This window comes from Arthrobacter sp. CDRTa11 (assembly GCF_026427775.1).
Lineage (GTDB): Bacteria > Actinomycetota > Actinomycetes > Actinomycetales > Micrococcaceae > Arthrobacter.
This window is the reverse complement of sequence record NZ_CP044532.1, coordinates 2,633,031-2,652,196: the sequence shown is the minus strand read 5'-3', so window position 1 is coordinate 2,652,196 and position 19,166 is coordinate 2,633,031. Positions and strand designations below refer to the sequence as shown.

The following is a 19,166-nucleotide window of genomic DNA, read 5'->3' as shown; positions in this document are numbered from 1 at the left end:
TCCTCACCGTGCCGCATCGGCACGGACACGTGGTTTCCTTTGCAGCTGCCGGTGCCGGGCGACGGCGTCGGTGTTTCCACACCGGGCGCTGCAGTACCGCTGCCTGCCTGCTTTTGAGTTATCAACAAAAGCATTAAAACAACTCGGCCGGGCGCAGGTGCCTATCCGTTCGCCACCGCTCCAGGCAATAAACAATGCGAGCCCGCCGGCCGTGACAGCCTTGACCCGGGACAGGACGTCATCGCCTTCGGGGAAAAGGTGGAGGTGCGGCCGCGAGCCGTCATGGGTGGTGAGGGACACTCTCCCGGCGGCGCTGTCGAGGAGCGCATTGATGGCGGTGCATCTCTCCTCCACGGATTCGGCTGCAAAGGCCGGTTTCAGTTCCTCGGCCCATACCCGCAGGCCTCGTTCAGCCGTGTCATCCAGCCGGGGCTCCCGAATGCTGAATTCTTCCAGCACAGCCTCCAGATCCTGAGCTTCAGGGGCATTCACCAGGGCAGCTGCCAATTGAGCTCCCACCTGGTTTTCGTGACTGTAGGCCATCCCCTAACTGTAATGGTTGAACGGCATCAACCCATTACGAAATGCTTGATTCATGCACACACATCACTGGCAAGTCCAATCCCGGCACTCCACGTCCTCGGGGACCGTCACCTACTCCCACTGCCCCTGCGGCGCCCACACCATGCGGCTGAGGGAGGGCACTGAAAACCTCCTTGCCGCCGTCGTGAAAAAGTGACTCGCGCCCATCAGCCAATGACACATCAGACAGCCTCAGCTGCGCCACGGAAGCCCACGAACCGTTGGTAGCCGAAAGTCTTGTGGCTCTGCTTCCTGTCCTCGGACTCATCGGGGCCGGATTTGCCATGAGGGCCAGGAAGTTTCTCACATCCGAGTTCTGGCCCCAGGCTGAAAAGCTCTGCTACTACGTTCTCCTCCCCGCCCTGTTTGTCCACGGGACCGCTAACGCTGAACCCTCCCACCTGCCGATCGGTGCGATGGCCGCCGTCCTGGCCGGATCTGTGGTCCTGACTGCCACCGCACTGGTCCTGGTGCAGCGCCGGATCGGCTTCAACGGGCCAGCCTTCACCTCAGTGGTGCAGGGAAGCATCCGGTTCAACAACTACCTGGGGCTTTCCGTCGCTGTGGTCCTCTACGGGGAACATGGGGTGGCCCTGGCAGCCGTCACCAACGCAATTCTGGTCCCGGTGGTCAATGTGCTGTGCACCATCGCCTTTGCCCGCTATGGCAGCAAACCACTCTCGATCACCGGAACACTCCGGAGCCTGGGCACCAACCCCCTGATCCTCGCCTGCGCGGCCGGATTGGTACTCAACCTCTCAGGCTCCGGATTGCCGGCCGGGATACAGGACCTGGTCCGTGCACTAGGCAGCGCTTCGCTGCCCGTGGGCCTGCTCTGCGTCGGAGCTGCCCTCAAAATCAGCAGTCTCGGACGCAATTTACCACCCATTGCCTACGCCTCGGCCGTCAAATTCCTCGTCCTGCCCGGAATCGCCGCAGCAGCATGCGTTCTCATCGGGCTGGCCGGGCCGCCGGCCGGAATCATCGTCCTGTTCCTGGCGCTCCCTACCGCGTCCTCTGCCTACGTCATGGCCCAGGCCCTCGGCGGGGACTCCACCCTCATGGCATCGACTGTCACGCTGCAAACGATCGCCGGCGTTCTCTACCTGCCTTGCCTGCTGTTCCTGATCGCGTCCTTCACCGGATAGCGACCGGAGCGAAGGTGGCGGCGAGCTGCGCGCCAGTTACCTTTCGAGCCTGTCGGGTTTGTGACTTACTGCGACACAAGCACTCTATTGCGAATGATTCTTGATAAGTTGAGGAGTATTCCCCGGCACCCCGCACTTAAGGATCCACCATGTTCCCGGCCCTCCCCCTCGGCGGCAAAAGATGAGCCCGACGGCGGCGCGGAAGCCGCGCCCGAAACTCACCCGTCGGCGTCCTGCCAGGGTTGAACCTGCGCCGCAGCTGCTGCTGGCCAGCCAGCTGATCTTCAATATCGGCTTCTATGCAGTAGTGCCGTTCCTGGCAGTAGCCATGCGGAACGACTTCGGGATGGGCGCGATGGCCATCGGCATCGTACTTGGCGCTCGTACCTTCGCCCAGCAGGGTATGTTCCTGTTCGGCGGGGCATTGGCCGACCGGTGGGGAGCTCGGCAGTCAATGATCACGGGCTGCCTGGTACGGATTGCCGGCTTTCTGTTGCTCGTTTGGGCCACGGACTTTCCGCTGTTCCTGCTCGGTGCCATCATCACGGGTATCGGCGGGGCACTGTTTTCGCCTGCGCTGCAAAGCCTGGTGGCCGCCGCCGCGGAGGGCGGCACCGGCCGGGCGGGCAACCAGGAACCGGGAACCGAAGACGAGCGTGCGAACAGCGGCGCCGCACCGCAGAACAACAGAGCCTCTCTCTTTGCCTTGCTGGTGATCTGCGGCGAAGTAGGCGTGGTTGTCGGTCCGCTGCTGGGATCCCTTCTGCTCCATACCGGCTTCGACACTTCCCTGCTGGCCGGGTCCGCTGTCTTTGCAGTGATGGCCCTGGTCTTCTGGCTCTTCCTGCCCAAGGCTCCGGCCCAAGCGCCCAAAACCTCAGCGGACCTTTCGGGTCACGCGCCGCCGTCAGGCCTCTGGTCCTGCCTCAAGGACAAAAGGTTCATCGGGTTCGCCGCCTTCTACAGTGTCAACCTCCTGGCCACCAACCAGCTCTATTTCGGGCTTCCGGTAGAGCTGGAACGCACCGGGGCAGGGGTCCAGGCCCTGGCCGTCGTGTTCGCCTACGCGTCAGTCCTGACCATCACGCTTCAATGGCCCATAGCCCGGCTCATGCGCAAAGCCGGGCCGAAAACAGCGCTTCCCCTGGGATTTGCCCTGCAGTCCATGGGCTTCGCTTCCCTGGGAGTCCTGGCAGTGGTCCCTCCGCCCAGCGAACTTCCCATCCTGCCTGCCCTCCTGCTGGTGACAGGCCTCGCCCTCGGCAACATGTGCGTCACACCCATGGCGATGGGGCTGGTCCTGGAATTCTCCGCCGGACGGTCCACCGGCGCCTACTACGGCCTGCTCGCCAGCGCCGGGGGGCTCGCCGTCGTGATCGGCAACGCGGCCCTGGCCCCGCTTTACGAACTCGCCTACACGCCGTCGAGCACTGCACTCGCTCCATGGCTCCTGCTGTCCCTGCTGGGGGCGATAACGGCCACATTCATCCGCCGGTTCGTCCCCAAAACGCCCGCCAGGGTAAGCGTTCTGCGGGAAGCCCAAAATGCGTGACCTTCGTTCGCTTGGTCGGAAGGGTTAGTCGGCGGGGCTCCCGGCCACTTCCCGGGAGCCCGGCCAACTGCTGCTACTTTGCGGGATCAGCGGTTGATGAACGCCTGGATGGCACCGGCCACACCTGCAGGGTCCATGACATGGGCAAAGTGGCTCTGGCCTGGCATGCGGTGCCCGGTAACGTTCGCCAGTCTCTGCTGAAGATGCGTTGAGGCGCCAACCAGGTGTGTTGGGCTCGCCTCGCCAACCAGCAGCAGTGTGGAAACGTCGAGGTCCGCGTACTGCTGAATGAGGACATCGGTCAGATCAATTTCCCTGAGTTCACGTGTCCAGGTGGCGCTGAGGCCAACCATCCCTGCCCACAGCGGGGATGCAGCAAGTCCCTCGGTTTCCTCCGGGCTGATCCGCAGGAAGTGGGCGGCGGCGATCCGCATGGCCTTGTCCCCGTCACCCTCGTTCACCGCAGCGGCGTAATCCTCCAGCGCTGCTCCTGCCGTGGGTGCGTCGACAGGCAGCGGAGGCTCATAAAGCACCAGCGATGAAACTGACGCTCCGGTCCGAACAGCCTCAAGGGCGCAGATCGCGCCGTACGAGTGCCCCAGCAGTGCGGAACCCTCGCCGGCCACCTCCAGCAGGGCTTTGATGTCATCGGATTCTGTACCAAGAGCGTACTCCTCAGCGTCCGCGCTCAGCCCGCGGCCGCGGCGGTCCATCACGTACACCGTGTTGGTCCGGGCCAATTCAGCGGCAACGCCATGCCATTGGTCCCCGGTTGAGATGCTCCCGTGGACAAGGACGATGGGGCTGCCTGACCCTAGCCTGCGGTAGCCGATCAGCGTGCCGTCGGCGGATTGAACAGTGTGGGTGGTGATGTTCTCGGTTTGCATGGGACGCCCTTGTCATTTGATGGGTTGTTCGTTTGTTACGTGCGCGGGATTTAGCTTCTGCCGGCCGTGAACGGCCGGGCCTCAGCGTGCGACGGCGTCGGTGGAGGCAGCAGCAGGTTCTGCGGCTGCCTGCGCCGTGGTGGTGACGGCGGCCGCCTGAAGCCGTGGCACGGTCATGACCGCCAGCACGCCCACTGCTGCCGCAATGGCCCAGACCGAGAAGTTGATGAACGTTCCCAGGGATGCGGCCACAAGAACGCCGCCTCCCGAAATGGCCAGCACGGCGCCGATCCTGCCGATGCCCAGGGTGATGCCCAGTGCCGTGGCCCGTGTTGCCCCTGAAAAGTACGTCGCCACGAAGCCGTTGACCAGGATTTGTGCCCCCACCGAGCCGAATCCCACCACGGCGACCAGCAGGTACATCACCGGGAGTGGCATGATGCCGGATCCCATCAGGACCAGGGCGGCCCCGGAACTGGCGAAGGCTGTAGCGGTGACCGGCCGCGGGCCGAAACGGTCCGCGAGGCGCGATGAGACGAGCACCCCGATCACGGCACCGATATTAACTGTCAGGAGGAACGTCAGGGATGAGGCGAGCGAGTACTTGGCAATCACCATGAGCTGCGGAAGCCACGTGTTGAGGCCGTAGACCAAGGTCTGGCCACAGATTCCGGCCAGGCAAAAGAGGATCATCGCAGCCAGCAGGCGCCCGGTGAGCAGAGTGCGGAAGCGGCCGGCGACCGGCGCATCGCCTTCAACCCGCGCCGGCGGCAGCGGCTCCAGTCCATAATCGGCGGTGAGCCGTTCTGCCTGGGCCCGGTAGCCCCTGGCTGCGAGATAGGCAGGCGATTCGGGGAGGAACCAGAACAGCAGCGGGACGACGGTGACGAGGGGCAGGCCCCCCAGCGCAAGCATGCCCTGGAATCCAAGCATGCCGAGGAAAGCGAGGGACAGCAAAGCGGCCAGGATTCCCCCAACTGCGTAGCCGGAGAACATCAGGGCATTGTTGAAGTTGCGCCGGTTCGATTTGGAGAATTCCACGGTCAGGGCGATCGCCGTCGGGATGACCCCGCCCAGTCCGAGACCGGCCAGGAAGCGGAACAGCCCAAAGAGTTCCGGGGTGGGCGCCCAGGCGGTCAGCAACATCAGCAGGGAAAAGGATGCGATGGACACCATCATGACTTTCCTGCGGCCGACAATGTCGGTGAGGTAGCCGATGAGGATGGCACCAATGAACATGCCGGCCAGGGCGTAGCTTCCGATGGCGCCGGTCTGCACGGGGGTCAGTCCCCAGGGTTCATAGGCCAGCAGCTTGGGAACGATGGCCCCGTAGACCACCAGGTCATAGCCGTCGAACACGATGGCCAGGAAGCAAAGGAAGATAACGACGGCGGGAGATTTACGCGGACCGGCCGGCGCTGAATTTTGTGGGGAGAAAGCCATAAGGGACTCCAGGTGATATACACGACGTTGTGGCTGTGCCAGGGATGTGAGGGCCGTCTGTGATCTGACCCACATTGAATGTAACATAATTTAGAGGTCCGTCAAGAAGTTTGTTTCACTTCGATCGGTCGGACCGTTTTTGGCGGGTCTAATCGCCTTTGGCGGCTTGAATCGCCTTGGCAGGCCCAAGTTGGAGGATCTTATGCAGTGGAAGCCCAGAGCCCTGGTCCTGGACCTTTTCGGAGACTACCTCCGCTATGCGGGGAGCGAGGCCAGGCTTGCTGACCTCACGGAGCTGCTTTCCGTCTTCGATATTGAACCGGCGACGGTCCGCGTCACCCTCTCCCGCCTCCGCAACGAGGGCTGGTTCACCACCCGACGCGTCGGCCGCGAGACCGTATATTCGCTCACTCCGCACATGCTGGAGATTCTCGATGAGGGCCGTGAGCGGATTTTCCGGTACCGGGACGACAGCTGGGAGGGCCGCTGGACGATGGTGATCTACCAGGTTCCCGAATCCGAGCGGGCCGTCCGCGAAGAGCTGCGGAAGCGGCTTGCCTGGCATGGCTTTGGCCAGCTGTCACCGTCCACCTGGCTGAGTCCGCACGAACTGATGCCCGAAGCACGGGATTTGGCCGCAGAATATCCCTCGGCACGGATTGACGTCTTGTGGTGCGGAACCGGAGACCTTGAGCAGGACAGGGACCTGGCGGCGCGCTGTTGGGATCTTGAACAGCTGGGCGCCGATTATCAGGAGTTCATCAGCAGCTACTCCGCACTGAATGATGAGACTGGGAACGCGGTCAAGGACGGGCGCACAGCACTGATTGAGCGCATGCACGTGATCGGCGACTTTCGCCGGTTTCCCTTCCGCGACCCTCACCTGCCCCCGGCGCTGCAGCCACAGAACTGGCCCAGCAGTGAAGCGTATGGCCTTTTTGGCGCAATCCACCGCCAACTCGGGCCTGCGGCTACGGAGTTTGTGTCCGGCGTCATTGGCCAGCCGGTAGCGCCGGGCAGGGAAGTGCTGGCGTAGGCCGGACGTTCCGGTTACACTGTGGATATGTAACGCCAGCTTGACGGTCAACGGAAGTTAGTTACATACTGGGGAAGAGGCGTATCTCAACGGCTCCCCCACAACGTATTAGGTGGCAACGATGGCACTTCGCATAGCCTGCATAGGCGGCGGTCCCGGCGGACTCTTCTTCTCAACCCTGTTCAAGCAGACTGTTCCCGAGGCGGAAGTGGTCCTTTTCGAACGAAACCAGGCCAGCGACGCCTTCGGGTTCGGCGTTGTCTTCTCGGACGCAACACTGCGCCGGATCAACGATGCCGATCCTGTGGTCCTCAACGGCCTCCGGGACTATGGGACCCACTGGGATGACATCGAGGTGTGGCTCAAGGATGAGCGAAAGAGCTTTGCCGGCAACGGCATGGCCGCCATCTACCGCAAAACACTGCTGAAGCTCATGCAGGAACGGGCCGCGGAAGTCGGCGTCGACATGCGTTTCGGCGAGTTCGTACCCGACCTTTCCCGCCTGGACGGTTTCGACGTGATCGTGGGTGCCGACGGCGCCAACTCATCCACCCGCGAGCAGCTTGGCGAGAGCCTGGGCCACACCTCCGAGACGGCCACGGCCAAGTTCATCTGGTTCGGCACAACCTACAAGTTCGGCGGCCTGACCTTCGTTCACCGGCAAAGTGAGTTCGGCAACTTCGCCGTGCATGGCTACCCGATCAGCGAAGACCTCAGCACCTTCATTGTCGAAACCGACGAGGAGACGTGGCGGAAAGCTGGCCTGGACGAATTCGACGTCAGCCAGCCGCCAGGAACGTCGGACCTGAAGACGCAGCGGTTCCTGGAGAAGCTGTTCGCCGAAGACATTGCCGGCGAACCTTTGGTGGCCAACAACTCCCGGTGGGCGAATTTCCGCACCCGCCGTACGCGCAGCTGGCACAAGGGCAACGTTGTCCTGCTGGGCGACGCGGTGCACACGGCCCATTTCTCGGTTGGTTCCGGGACCAAGATGGCCATGGAAGACGCCATTACCCTGGTACGCGAAATCGCGGCGCACCAGGACGACCTGGAAACGGCGTTCACCAACTATGAAACCGAGCGCCAGCCGCAGGTGGCCAAAATCCAGAACCAGGCACGCGGCGGCCTGAGCTGGTGGGAACACTTCGCGAGGTACTACAACTCCTTCGAGCCCACACAGTTCACCTTCCACTTCTTCTCCCGCAGCATCGACGTCGACAAGATACGCCAGCGCGATCCAGGCCTGGTTGAGTCGGTGGAGCGGGATTGGCTCGCCCGGCACGGACACGCCCCGCTGGAAACACCCCTCCCGGCCGGATCCGTGCGCTTCGATTCGCGCCTGCTCACACTCACGCGCCATGCCGGCCGAGTTGCCCTGACCGGCAAGGGCGGGGTGGTTCCCCTTGTCATGAACCCGGCCGACGCCGACGCCGACACAGGCCTGCTGCTCACCGCACCGGACACCGAAGCAGGCCTGGCCGCCGCCTTCGATCAGCTGCCGGCCCGGGCAGCTGTCATTGTTGTCACCGGCGGTAACCCATTCACCCGCATCCTGCTCTCCGAGGAAGCCCGCCTGGGCCGTGGCCTGACCAGCGTCATCGTGGACGATCAAGGCCCGGCCTCAGCTTTGACACTGGTCCTCTCCGGCCGCGCAGACGCCACCGCAACTTCCCTTCCGGAGGCCTCGAATGCATAATCTCTCTCCCCTGTTCGCACCCCGCGGCATCATCGTGGTGGGCGCCTCATCCAGCCCTGCAAAGTTGGGGGCGGTCATGGCGCAGTCCTTGCTGGGCTATGCCGGCCCCGTGGAACTGGTGAACAGCCGCGGTGAGAACGGCATGCATGACAGCATCGCCAAAGCCTCGACCGCCATCCCGAATGGACCCGATCTGGCCGTGCTGTGTGTGCCCGCCGCAGCCACCGCCCAGGCACTGCGTGAGAGTGCAGCCAACGGGGCCAAGGCAGCGCTCGTCTGTGCCGGCGGGTTCGCCGAAGCCGGCGGCCCGGGCCTCGAATACAGCCGCGACGTGGAGGCAGCCGTCCAGGAGACAGGTATCCGCCTGCTGGGACCGAACACCTCCGGCTTTTTTGTGCCGCACCGGAACCTGCGGGCCAGCTTCGTCCCCGGCGTCGCCGGGCTGGAACCCGGCTCGGTGGCCGTAGTGGCCGCCAGCGGCGGGGTCAACCACGTCCTGGCCTTCCAGCTGCAGCGGGCAGGAGTGGGCGTCAGCCTCGGCGTCGGCATCGGCGCGGGCACGGACATCACCGCCCCGGACGTCCTGGACTACCTGATCTCCGACGTCCAGACCAAAGCCGTGGCACTGCACCTTGAAACGGTGGCGGATGGCCCGGCCCTTGTCGACGCCGTCTCACGCCTGAGTGCCGTCAAACCGGTGGTTGCGCTGGTGGTGGGACGCAACGACGTCTCCGAATTTGCCCAGTCCCATACCGGAGCGCTGGCCACGTCCTGGCGCTCCACCCGTGCTGTGCTTAAGCAAGCAGGCGCGGTGATCGTCGACGACGAAAACCAGCTGGTTGCCGCCGTCACCGCCCTGGCAGGCCGCCGTTTGGCACCCGCCGCCGATCCCGGCGTCGGACTGGTCACCGGGCAGGCAGGCCCGGGCCTGCTGATCGCCGATGCCCTGCACAGCGCAGGCGTGGCCATGCCACGCCTTTCCCAGCGCAGCCAGGACATCTTCGGGACGCTGCTGCCGCCTCTGACGTTCCAGGCCAATCCGGTAGACACCGGCAGGCCGGGGCCAGGCTATGAAAAAATCCTGGCGGCAGTTGCCGGGGATCCCGCCGTCGACGTCGTTGCGGTTTACGGGCTCACGGAGCCGGTCACGGATCTCCCCATGTCTGTGGCCGCTTCGGGGGCGGCCAACGACCTGCCCTTCCTGGTGGGAGTCGACGGCCCCGACGGCGATGTTGAACTCGCCCGGAAGTCCGCCCAGCAGCATGACCTGCCGCTGATCAGCGGGCCGACAAACCTCGCCCACGGCATTACCGCCCTGGTGAACGACGCACGGGGCCAGTTCCTGCGGGCCCAGCCGGCAGCCGGAGCATTCGTTTGGCCCGACATCCAGGGCCCGTGGGACGAAAACCGCGCCAAGGACCTGCTCGGTGCACTGGGCATCGCCACCCCCTCCCGGCGCAGCTGCGGCAGCCGGGCAGCCGCCCACGAAGCCCTCGCCGAACTTGGCGGACCGGTTGCCGTGAAGTTGCTCGACGCCGCCGTCCTGCACAAAACGGAGATCGGCGGGGTGCACCTCGGGGTCAAATCCGCTGAGGCCATGGACCACGCCCTGGACGCGCTTGAATCCGCAGGCGCACACGAATTCCTGATCGAGGCGATGGCAGCCCCCGGCGTCGATTTGGTGGTGGGAGCGCGCCGCGATCCGGTCTTTGGCCCCATCATTGTCCTTGGCCTGGGCGGAACTGCCGCCGAGGTCATCGCAGATATTTCCATCCGCTCGGCGCCGCTGCCGGCCCGAACCGCTGAGGGCATGCCGGGAGAGCTCCAGTCCCGCGAACTCCTGTACGGTTTCCGGTCAGGCCCTACGCTCGACACCGCGGAGCTGGCCGGCATCCTGGCAACGCTCGGAGACGCCCTCTGCGCAAACGAAGACATCGCGGAGATCGAAATCAACCCCCTGCGCCTCACGCATGCCGGGCTCGTCGCGCTGGACGCCGTAGTAATCAATGTCAAGGAGGACATGAAGTGACAAGTCGAACCAGCGAAGGCACTGTCCCCTGGCCGGCAGACCTCGCTGCGGAATACCGCCGCAAGGGGTATTGGGAAGACCGTCCACTGGGCGCCTACATCCTGGACACTGCCGGCAGGCTCCCTGAAAAGACCGCGGTGGTGGACGGTGACGTGCGGCTCAGCTACGCAGAGCTGGCGGACAGAATGGATGCCGCGGCAGAACGCCTGCTGCAGCTGGGCCTCCAACCTGATGACCGCATGATGATCCAGCTGCCCAATGGCTGGCAGTTCGCCGTGCTGACGCTCGCCTGCTTCAGGGCCGGAATCATCCCCGTCATGGCACTGCCCGCCCACCGGAAATACGAACTGTCCTTCCTGACAGAACTGTCCGAATCCCGCGCGATCGCCGTGCCGGACATCATCAAGGACTTCGACCACCAGGCTCTTGCCGAAGAGCTGGCGGGAACCGTCTCCTCCCTGGAGACCATCCTGGTTTCCGGAACGGCGCGACCTGGCAACATCATGCTCGAGGAGATTCTGGCCCCCGGGGACGACGTCTCGGGCGCCCGCGCCAGGCTGGACGCCAACCCGCCCTCGCCGGATTCGCCGGCGTTGTTCCTGCTGTCAGGCGGGACAACCGGACTGCCCAAACTCATCACCCGGACCCACAACGACTACGCCTACAACATCAAGGCCACGTCGGTGCCCACTGCAGTCACAGAAGACACCGTCTACCTGGGAACGCTGCCCGCAAGCCATAACTTCCCGCTCGCCTGTCCGGGCATCCTGGGCATCCTGTTCGCCGGCGGCCGCGTGGTGATGCTGCCAAGCCCCGAACCGCGCAAGGCCTTCGCCACCATTGAACGGGAGAAAGTGACGCTGTCCACTGCCGTCCCGGCGGTGGCACAGCGCTGGATCGAATACCAGCAGGAAACGAATTCTGACCAGCTCGCCAGCCTGCAGGTGCTCCAGGTGGGCGGATCGCGGCTGGCCGACGAAATTGCCCTGAAGGTGAAACCCGTCCTGGGCGCCGTCCTGCAGCAGGTCTTCGGCATGGCGGAGGGCCTGATCAACACCACCAGGCTGGACGACCCTGAAGACGTCATCTGCCGGACCCAGGGCCGCCCGGTCTCCGAGGCAGATGAGATCCGGATCGTTGACGAGGCCGGCAACGACCTGCCTGACGGGGTCCCCGGGTCCATCCTGACCCGGGGACCCTACACCCCGCGCGGCTACTACCGCGCACCGGAAGCCAATGCACGCGCCTTCACCCCGTATGGCTGGTACGCCAGCGGGGACATCGTGGAACGCCGCCCGGACGGCAACCTGATTGTCCAGGGCCGGGACAAGGACATGATCAACAGGGGCGGCGAGAAGATCTCGGCCGAGGAAATCGAAAGCCTGGTCTACCGCATCGAGGATGTGACCATGGCAGCCGCTGTGGCCATGCCGGATCCGCTGCTGGGTGAAAGGTTGTGCCTCTACATCACCGTCAAGCCCGGCCGTGCCGTCACCCTGGAGCAGGTCCAGGAACTGCTGCGGAATACAGGGGTGGCCGCCTTCAAGATTCCCGAGTACCTCGTGGTGCTTGATGAGCTGCCCACCACAAAGGTTGGCAAGATCAACAAAAAGGACCTGCGCGCAGACATCACTGAGCGCCTCGCCGCCACCAGCGCCGAGAGTGGACGAATCTAAACCCTTCTGAAACCGATCGGTTTATGGTTCGCCCGCATCGTGTTAACCTCTCAGTGTGACCACTGAGACTAAGCCAAGTACCCGAGAACGTCTGCTCGAGGCGGTGGCAACGCTGACGTACCGCGACGGCGTGGGCATCGGTGTCGAGGCGCTGTGCAGGGCTGCGGGGGTATCGAAACGCTCCCTGTACCAGCTCTTCGAGAGTAAGGACGAACTGCTCGCAGCAAGCCTGAAAGAGCGCGCGTCTGCCTTCGTGGCTGGGCTCCTGCCCCCAGCCGATGATGGCCGTCCTCATCGCCAGCGGATCCTCTACGTCTTTGAGCGCGTGGAATCGCAGGCAAGTTCGCCCGAGTTTCGCGGCTGCAGGTACCTGGCCGTGCAGGTCGAACTCAAGGATCCGGGCCACCCTGCAAGCAGGGTGGCCCGGCAGGTCAAGGCAAACCTGACTGAGTTTTTCCGTTCGGAAGCCGAACAGGGCGGCGCCAGCGATCCCGAGCTGCTGGCGCGGCAGCTAAGCCTGGTTTTCGATGGAGCCAGCGCCAGGGCGGGAATTCAAGTGGACAATCTGACCGGCCTCATCGTTCCCACGGCAGCCACGCTGCTGGACGCTGGAGACATGCACTGAGAGCTGTTGATTTGCGATATGGAAACCGATCGGTTTACAGTAGGTGAAACCGATCGGTTTCTTTATTCCCCGGACAGCAGAGACGGCAGAAACGTTCATGGAGGCAGAAATGGCATCACCACAGAAGGTAGCGCTCGTAACGGGGGCCTCTACAGGGATTGGCAAGGCGGCCGCCGTCGCGCTTGTTGAGGCAGGTTTCAACGTCATCGGCACAAGCCGCAACGCGTCGAAGGCAGAGCCGCTTGCCGGCGTAAAATTTGTCGACCTCGACGTGGCCAATGACGCATCGGTCAAAAACGTAGTCGCGGAGATCATGCAGTCGCACGGGCGCATCGATGTCCTGGTGAACAATGCAGGTATCGGATCTTCCGGCGCAGCGGAGGAAAGTTCCACGGCGCAGGCCCAGCACGTCTTCGATATCAACGTGTTTGGCGTCATCCGTGTGACCAACGCAGTCCTTCCGATCATGCGGGCCCAGAAGAGCGGCCGCATCGTGAACCTTTCGTCGATCCTTGGGATCATCCCGCAACCGTACATGGCCGTGTATTCGGCATCGAAGCATGCTGTGGAGGGGTACTCCGAATCCCTCGATCACGAGCTCCGCGAGTTCGGCGTGCGCGTCACGCTGGTCCAGCCCGCGTGGACCAACACCTCCTTTGAGGCCAACGCCATCAGGCCTGACCGGCCGCTACCTGTGTACGCCGAGCGGCGCCGGGTGTTTGAGGAATTCTCAATCAGCCAGATCAAGGATGGTGACGACGCCACGACGGTGGCAAAGGCGATCGTCGCCGCCGCTACTGACACCAACCCCAATATGCGGTACGCAGGCGGCTCACGGACCGCCAGCGTGTCCAAGATGCGCCGTTTTGTGCCCGCCCGCATGTTCGACAGGCAGCTGCGAAAGCTCAACAAACTGCCCGCCTGATGCTGTTGCGCAGCTTCCACGTCAAGAATGGGAGCTTCCCGTGTCAGCCGTGACCTTTGAACAAGTCCTCTGGACCGATAAGCGTGCCGTGGCGCTCCAGCGGATACTCGAGGAGGACCTTCATGGCAGGTATGCCCACCATCTGCAGCCGGGTCCCGGACGGGACGCTGCGCTCCGGGCCTTGGCTGTTGATCCGGATGACGTGCTGGCCACCGTACTGGCCATATCGGGTGATACGGGACCGGTGGCCCACGCCGCCCTGCGGTCGCTCAACGGGGAGTGGGAAGTCAAGCGCGTCGTGGTGCTGAAGAGTGAGCGCGGCCGCGGAGTTGCCAGCATGCTGATGGGTGAGATCGAAGCGACCGCTGCACGCGGCGGAGCCCTGCGGGTCATTCTTCAGACCGGTGATAATCAGCCGGAAGCTGTGGCCCTCTACGCGAAGCTGGGCTACAAGCGCATCCCGGTCTACGAGCCCTATGCAAGTGCCATACCCTTCTCTTTTTGCTTTGAAAAGCGTCTTAGATAGCCAAGGTCTTTGCAGCTCCCGCACAGGGCAACGTGCTTCCATCGCAGCCCCGCGGCCGTATCTGAGGAGCGCTGGCGCCCGGGCCGGCCGCAGATGCAGCCGGCCCGGGATCCATGAGCTAGTAACCCGCGGTCAGTGCAGGTCGAAGCGGTCCAGCTCCATGACCTTCACCCAGGCCGCCACGAAGTCGTTCACGAACTTTTCTTTGCCGTCCTCACTCGCGTAGACCTCGGCCAGTGCCCGGAGCTGGGAGTTGGAGCCGAACACCAGGTCCACCGGTGTGGCGGTCCACTTCAGCTCGCCGGTGCCCACGTCGCTGATCTCGTAGACGTTCTCCTCGCCTTCAGACGCCTTCCACTTGGTCCCCGGCGAGAGCAAGTTGACGAAGAAGTCATTCGTCAGGACCTGTGGCCTGTCGGTCAGGACACCGTGGCTGGAACCGCCAACGTTGGTGCCGAGGGCACGCATGCCGCCGATGAGCGCCGTCATCTCCGGCGCCGACAGGTCCAGCAGGTACGCCTTGTCCAGCAGGAGGGTCTCCGGCTGGAGCTTCTCGCCCGGGCGTACATAGTTGCGGAACCCGTCCGCCCGAGGCTTTAGGTACTGGAAGGACTCGACGTCGGTCTGCTCCTGCGCGGCGTCGGTCCGGCCCGGCCGGAACGGCACCGTCACGGCGAAGCCGGCGTCGTTCGCTGCCTTCTCCACCGCGGCGCAGCCACCAAGAACGATCAGGTCCGCCAGCGAGACCTTCTTGCCGTCCGCCTCGCCGGAGTTGAACTGCTGCTGCACCCTCTCAAGCGCCTGTACCGCCGTCGCTGTCTGCCCGCCTTCGTTGATCTCCCAGCTGCGCTGGGGTTCCAGCCGGATGCGCGCACCGTTGGCGCCGCCGCGCCTGTCGGTCTTGCGGTACGTGGATGCGGCGGCCCAGGCCGTGCCGGCGAGCTGGGAAACCGACAGGCCGGAGTCCAGGAGCTGGGCCTTGAGCGAGGCTATGTCCTGCTCGCCGATCAGCTGGTGGTCTACCTCCGGGACAGGGTCCTGCCAGAGCTGGGCCTCCGGCACCCAGGGCCCGAGCATGTGCGGCCCAACAGGGCCCATGTCGCGGTGCAGCAGCTTGTACCAGGCCTTCGCGAACGCGAGGGCGAACTCGTCCGGGTTCGCCAGGAAGCGCCGCCCTATTTCCCCATAGATGGGGTCGAAGCGCAGCGACAGATCCGTGGTCAGCATCGTGGGCCGGTGCTTTTTCTCGGGGTCGTGGGCGTCCGGGATGATCTCCGGGGCATCCTTGGCAACCCACTGGTGGGCGCCGGCGGGACTCTTGACAAGCTCCCACTCGTATTCGAACAGGATTTCCAGGAAGCGGTTGCTCCACTGCGTGGGACGGTCCGTCCAGGTGACCTCGAGGCCGGAGGTGATCGTGTCGCCGCCCTTGCCGCTGCCGTACGTGCTGAGCCAGCCCAGTCCCTGCGCCTCGAGGTCCCCGGCCTCCGGCTCGGGACCCACATGCGCATCGGCGTCACCGGCGCCGTGGGTCTTGCCGAATGTGTGGCCACCGGCGATCAGTGCGAAGGTCTCCTCGTCGTTCATCGCCATCCGCTTGAACGTCTCGCGGATATAGGCTGCGGCGAGTTTGGGATCCGGGTTGCCCATCGGCCCCTCGGGGTTGACGTAGATCAGGCCCATTTCGGTGGAGCCGACATCCTCAGCCATCTTGCCTTCGCCGATGTACCGCTCGTCGCCGAGCCAGGTGTCCTCTGGCCCCCAGAAGATCTCCTCGGGTTCCCACACGTCCTCGCGGCCGAAGGCGAAGCCGAAAGTCTTGAAGCCCATCGATTCGAGGGCGACGTTGCCCGCGAGGACGATCAGGTCGGCCCAGGAGATTCTTTGGCCGTACTTCTGCTTCACAGGCCACAGGAGCCGGCGGGCCTTGTCGAGGTTTGCGTTGTCCGGCCAGCTGTTGAGCGGAGCGAACCGCTGGCTGCCGTCCCCTGCACCCCCGCGGCCATCGTGGACGCGGTAGGTGCCGGCGGCGTGCCAGCTCATCCGGATCATCAGGCCGCCGTAGTGGCCGAAGTCAGCAGGCCACCAGTCCTGCGAGGTGGTCAGAACCTGAACGATGTCCTGCTTGAGCGCCTCGACGTCGAGCTGCTGGAACGCCTCGCGGTACCTGAAGGTGGGGCCCAGCGGGTTGCCCGCCTGGTTGTGAGCGTGGAGCACCGAGAGGTCCAGCTGGTTGGGCCACCAGTCGGCGACAGTCCGGGGCCGGTGCCCCTTTGGCTGCGGCGAATCGATCGCCGGATTTTCGCTCTCGCTGCCGTGCGAGGTGACGCTGTCGTGGTCAACCGGGCACCCGCCATCAACCTTGCGGTCCAGGCCTTGGGCGCTTCCCGGGGTGGGGACCGGGGGGCGGTCCTGAGGATCGGTCATGTGCTTCCTTCCATATGGCCGAGGCCGTGGTCGGACTCGGGCAGCCGGTTCAACTCTCCTATTGGATCACTTATGCATCAGGGCGTGTAGGGGGCAATGGCCAACATGCAGGTGCACTGGCGTTGTGAAGGCGTCAGGAGTAGCGTCGTTTGCGTCCACGCGGTCAGCAACGAAACGCCGGGGGCTGGCCGCCGCTCAGGTGTACGAAGTCTGTTGAAGGAGCCGGCAATGGCTGGTTGGAATGCCGACACGGCGGCCGGGCCGCTTGGGGCAGGGACAGTGACGTTGGTTGAGGGATCGTCCTTCTGTATTTCTTCGGCCAATGGGGACATCCATCCTGACCTTCCGCATGGAGTCTTCCACCGCGACACCCGCATCCTCTCACACTGGACCCTGACCGTTAACGGCCTGGCGCTGGAGCCCCTGGCTGCGGAATTGAAGGAGCCATACCGGGCGTTGTTCGCATGCCGGGTGCCCCGTTCGGATGGATATGCTGACAGCCCCCTGATTGTGGAACGCCTCCGCGAGGTGGGAGCCGGGATTCTGGAACGGATCACCATCCGCAACTATTCGGGGGTTCCTGCCGAGTGTGAGGTGGCACTGGCCGTGGGTTCGGATTTCGCTGATCTCTTTGAGGTGAAGGAGGCAAGGGTTCAGCGGCGCTGGGAAGAGAGCCGTTTCCCGGAAGGCGATTCGTTGTCAGTGCGAGGCATGTGGGAGGGCGTCCACAAGGCGGTCATGGTCAAAGCCGAAGGAGCCAGTGCTACAGCCGACGGCGTGACTTACCGCGTAACCGTCCCGGCCTATGATCAGTGGACAGCCCAGCTGACTGTTGTTCCTGCACTCGAGGACGCTGATCCTGAACCCAAGGCGTTCGGCCATCCGACGCCCGGCGAAATGTCGCCCCGGGACAGACGCCGCCAGGAGTGGGTGGCGAAGATTCCGGTGCTGCAGATGGGAAACCGCTCCATAGAACGTACCCTGCGGCGCAGCTACGACGATCTGGGTGCGCTGAGAATCGAGGACCCCGAGCATCCGGAGCGCGTGGTGGTGGCGGCCGGTGCGCCATGGTTCATGACCCTGTTTGGGCGGGACTCGCTGTGGGCGTCGGAAATGGCTTTGCCCGTGGACCCTTCCCTGGCGTTGGGCACGCTGAAGACGTTGGCCGACCGGCAGGGCACTGTGGTGGACCCCATGAGCGAGGAAGAGCCGGGCAAGATCCTGCACGAGGTCCGCCTCGGAGTTTCCAGCGGCCTGGCGTTGGGAGGCAAGTCCGCCTACTACGGCAGCGTTGACGCAACCCCGCTGTTCGTGCTTGCCGTGGGAGGTGTAAGCCGCTGGGGATTTGCCAAGGAGACGATTAACGCGCTGCTGCCCAACGCAGACCGGGCGCTGGACTGGATCAGGGACTACGGGGACCGGGATGGTGACGGGTTTGTTGAGTATAAGCGCCTGAACGAACACGGATTAATCAACCAGGGCTGGAAAGACTCCTGGGACGGGATCAACTTCGCCGATGGCCGGCTGGCCGAACCTCCGATCGCACTGTGCGAGGTGCAGGCATACGTCCACGGGGCCTACGTGGCGCGGGCCTGGATGGCCTATGACGCCGGGGACCTGGACCTCGCCGCGGATCTTCGGGACCGCGCCGCACGGCTGAAGCAGCGCTTCAATGAACAGTTCTGGCTTCCGGACAAGGGTTACTACGCCGTGGCCCTGGACCGGGACAAACGGCCGGTGGACGCCTGCGCATCGAATATGGGGCATTGCCTCTGGTTTGGACTCATTGACGAGGATAAGGCGCCGCTGGTTGTGGAGCGGTTGATGTCTCCGGAAATGTTTAGCGGCTGGGGTGTCCGGACGTTGGCCAGCGACATGCGCGCCTACAACCCCGCAAGCTACCACAACGGCTCGGTGTGGCCCCACGACAACGCCCTGATCGTGGCAGGGCTGATGCGCTACGGATTTGTGGAGGAAGCGCAGAAGATTGCCACGGCATTATTGGAAGCGGCTGAATTCTCTGACGGCCGCCTCCCTGAATTGTTCTGTGGCTTCAGCCGTGACCAGTTTGCGCGGCCTGTTCCCTACCCGACCGCCTGCTCGCCGCAGGCATGGGCCGCCACCACACCGATCCTTCTGGTCACCAGCCTCATGCGCTACGACGCCCACATTTCCCAGGGCGGCCTGTGGCTTGACCCCGCGCTTCCAGACTCCTATGGCGACGTCCATATCAGCAACGCCCCCATGGGAGCCGGCAGGATCACCATCGACATCTCCGGGTCCACAGCCTCAGTGCACGGGATGCCCGAAGGCGTTGAAGTACACCATGGCCAACGGCCCTGGATCACCGACCTGGTGGAACAGGCCAAACTCCGCCCGGAGGATTAGGCCCACACCTGGTAGCCGCTTCGCTTGTCAAACAGCTTTCGGGTCCGGCTGCCTTCCGCCGCGATCCAAAGAATCGCATCATCCTCAGCCGCTTGCTCCACCCTCCCGGTCAGGATGTGCTCCCCCAGCAGCCAAACCTCCACGGTGCGCCCGGCGAGCATACGCCAGTCATTGCGGAGGCCGCGGCCCTCTTCAGTCTTGATTGCGGACCCTGCCATCGGATTAC

General features: G+C 64.1%; 16 protein-coding genes. 11 read left to right on the top strand and 5 right to left on the bottom strand.

The window, feature by feature from the left end; translation table 11 throughout:
* Nucleotides 1-3: 3 nt before the first annotated feature.
* Nucleotides 4-543, bottom strand: coding sequence for a CGNR zinc finger domain-containing protein (locus tag F8G81_RS11850; RefSeq protein WP_267274941.1), 540 nt, complete (start codon nt 541-543; stop codon nt 4-6).
* 52 nt (nt 544-595) lie between these two features.
* Here F8G81_RS11850 and F8G81_RS11845 point away from each other — a divergent pair, with 52 nt between their 5' ends.
* The 3 genes from F8G81_RS11845 (at nt 596) to F8G81_RS11835 (ending at nt 3,282) form a co-directional block, all read left to right on the top strand.
* Nucleotides 596-739: a hypothetical protein gene (locus F8G81_RS11845; protein WP_267274940.1), complete on the top strand. Its 144-nt coding sequence runs from the start codon at nt 596-598 to the stop codon at nt 737-739.
* Between the two features lie 127 nt (nt 740-866).
* Nucleotides 867-1,730, top strand: a complete 864-nt coding sequence (locus tag F8G81_RS11840) for an AEC family transporter (protein ID WP_267274939.1) — start codon at nt 867-869, stop codon at nt 1,728-1,730.
* A 181-nt stretch (nt 1,731-1,911) separates the two neighbouring features.
* Nucleotides 1,912-3,282 carry an MFS transporter gene (locus F8G81_RS11835; RefSeq protein ID WP_267274938.1) on the top strand — a complete coding sequence of 457 codons (1,371 nt, stop codon included), beginning with the start codon at nt 1,912-1,914 and terminating at the stop codon, nt 3,280-3,282.
* 86 nt (nt 3,283-3,368) lie between these two features.
* Here F8G81_RS11835 and F8G81_RS11830 read toward each other — a convergent pair whose 3' ends face one another.
* Nucleotides 3,369-4,169 (bottom strand): alpha/beta fold hydrolase, encoded by an 801-nt coding sequence (locus F8G81_RS11830; RefSeq protein WP_267274937.1) that lies wholly within the window; start codon nt 4,167-4,169, stop codon nt 3,369-3,371.
* A gap of 81 nt (nt 4,170-4,250) precedes the next feature.
* Nucleotides 4,251-5,612 carry an MFS transporter gene (locus F8G81_RS11825; RefSeq protein ID WP_267274936.1) on the bottom strand — a complete coding sequence of 454 codons (1,362 nt, stop codon included), beginning with the start codon at nt 5,610-5,612 and terminating at the stop codon, nt 4,251-4,253.
* A gap of 202 nt (nt 5,613-5,814) precedes the next feature.
* Between F8G81_RS11825 and F8G81_RS11820 the strand changes: the two genes are divergently transcribed.
* From F8G81_RS11820 to F8G81_RS11790, 7 genes are all read left to right on the top strand, one after another.
* Complete coding sequence (locus F8G81_RS11820; RefSeq protein ID WP_267274935.1) at nt 5,815-6,648, top strand: PaaX family transcriptional regulator C-terminal domain-containing protein; 834 nt, start codon at nt 5,815-5,817, stop codon at nt 6,646-6,648.
* A 121-nt stretch (nt 6,649-6,769) separates the two neighbouring features.
* A complete protein-coding gene (locus F8G81_RS11815) occupies nt 6,770-8,344 on the top strand; it encodes an FAD-dependent monooxygenase (RefSeq protein ID WP_267274934.1) in 1,575 nt (524 codons plus the stop codon).
* A complete protein-coding gene (locus F8G81_RS11810; RefSeq protein WP_267274933.1) occupies nt 8,337-10,373 on the top strand; it encodes an acetate--CoA ligase family protein in 2,037 nt (678 codons plus the stop codon). The genes F8G81_RS11815 and F8G81_RS11810 overlap by 8 nt, the downstream gene beginning before the upstream one ends.
* Nucleotides 10,370-12,049, top strand: coding sequence for a (2,3-dihydroxybenzoyl)adenylate synthase (locus F8G81_RS11805; protein ID WP_267274932.1), 1,680 nt, complete (start codon nt 10,370-10,372; stop codon nt 12,047-12,049). The genes F8G81_RS11810 and F8G81_RS11805 overlap by 4 nt, the downstream gene beginning before the upstream one ends.
* A 55-nt stretch (nt 12,050-12,104) precedes the next feature.
* A complete protein-coding gene (locus F8G81_RS11800) occupies nt 12,105-12,674 on the top strand; it encodes a TetR/AcrR family transcriptional regulator (protein ID WP_267274931.1) in 570 nt (189 codons plus the stop codon).
* Nucleotides 12,675-12,783: 109 nt separating this feature from the next.
* The gene (locus F8G81_RS11795; protein WP_267274930.1) at nt 12,784-13,599 is read left to right on the top strand and encodes an oxidoreductase; all 816 of its coding nucleotides are present in this window, start codon (nt 12,784-12,786) and stop codon (nt 13,597-13,599) included.
* Between the two features lie 40 nt (nt 13,600-13,639).
* Nucleotides 13,640-14,125 carry a GNAT family N-acetyltransferase gene (locus F8G81_RS11790; protein WP_267274929.1) on the top strand — a complete coding sequence of 162 codons (486 nt, stop codon included), beginning with the start codon at nt 13,640-13,642 and terminating at the stop codon, nt 14,123-14,125.
* Nucleotides 14,126-14,257: 132 nt separating this feature from the next.
* Here F8G81_RS11790 and katG read toward each other — a convergent pair whose 3' ends face one another.
* Nucleotides 14,258-16,552 carry a catalase/peroxidase HPI gene (katG, locus tag F8G81_RS11785; RefSeq protein ID WP_267274928.1) on the bottom strand — a complete coding sequence of 765 codons (2,295 nt, stop codon included), beginning with the start codon at nt 16,550-16,552 and terminating at the stop codon, nt 14,258-14,260.
* A gap of 228 nt (nt 16,553-16,780) precedes the next feature.
* On the opposite strand from katG, the gene F8G81_RS11780 reads away from it, so the two are divergent.
* Nucleotides 16,781-18,940: a glycogen debranching N-terminal domain-containing protein gene (locus F8G81_RS11780; protein ID WP_267274927.1), complete on the top strand. Its 2,160-nt coding sequence runs from the start codon at nt 16,781-16,783 to the stop codon at nt 18,938-18,940.
* Here F8G81_RS11780 and F8G81_RS11775 read toward each other — a convergent pair.
* A complete protein-coding gene (locus F8G81_RS11775; RefSeq protein ID WP_267274926.1) occupies nt 18,937-19,158 on the bottom strand; it encodes a hypothetical protein in 222 nt (73 codons plus the stop codon). The genes F8G81_RS11780 and F8G81_RS11775 overlap by 4 nt on opposite strands.
* Between the last annotated feature and the right edge of the window lie 8 nt (nt 19,159-19,166).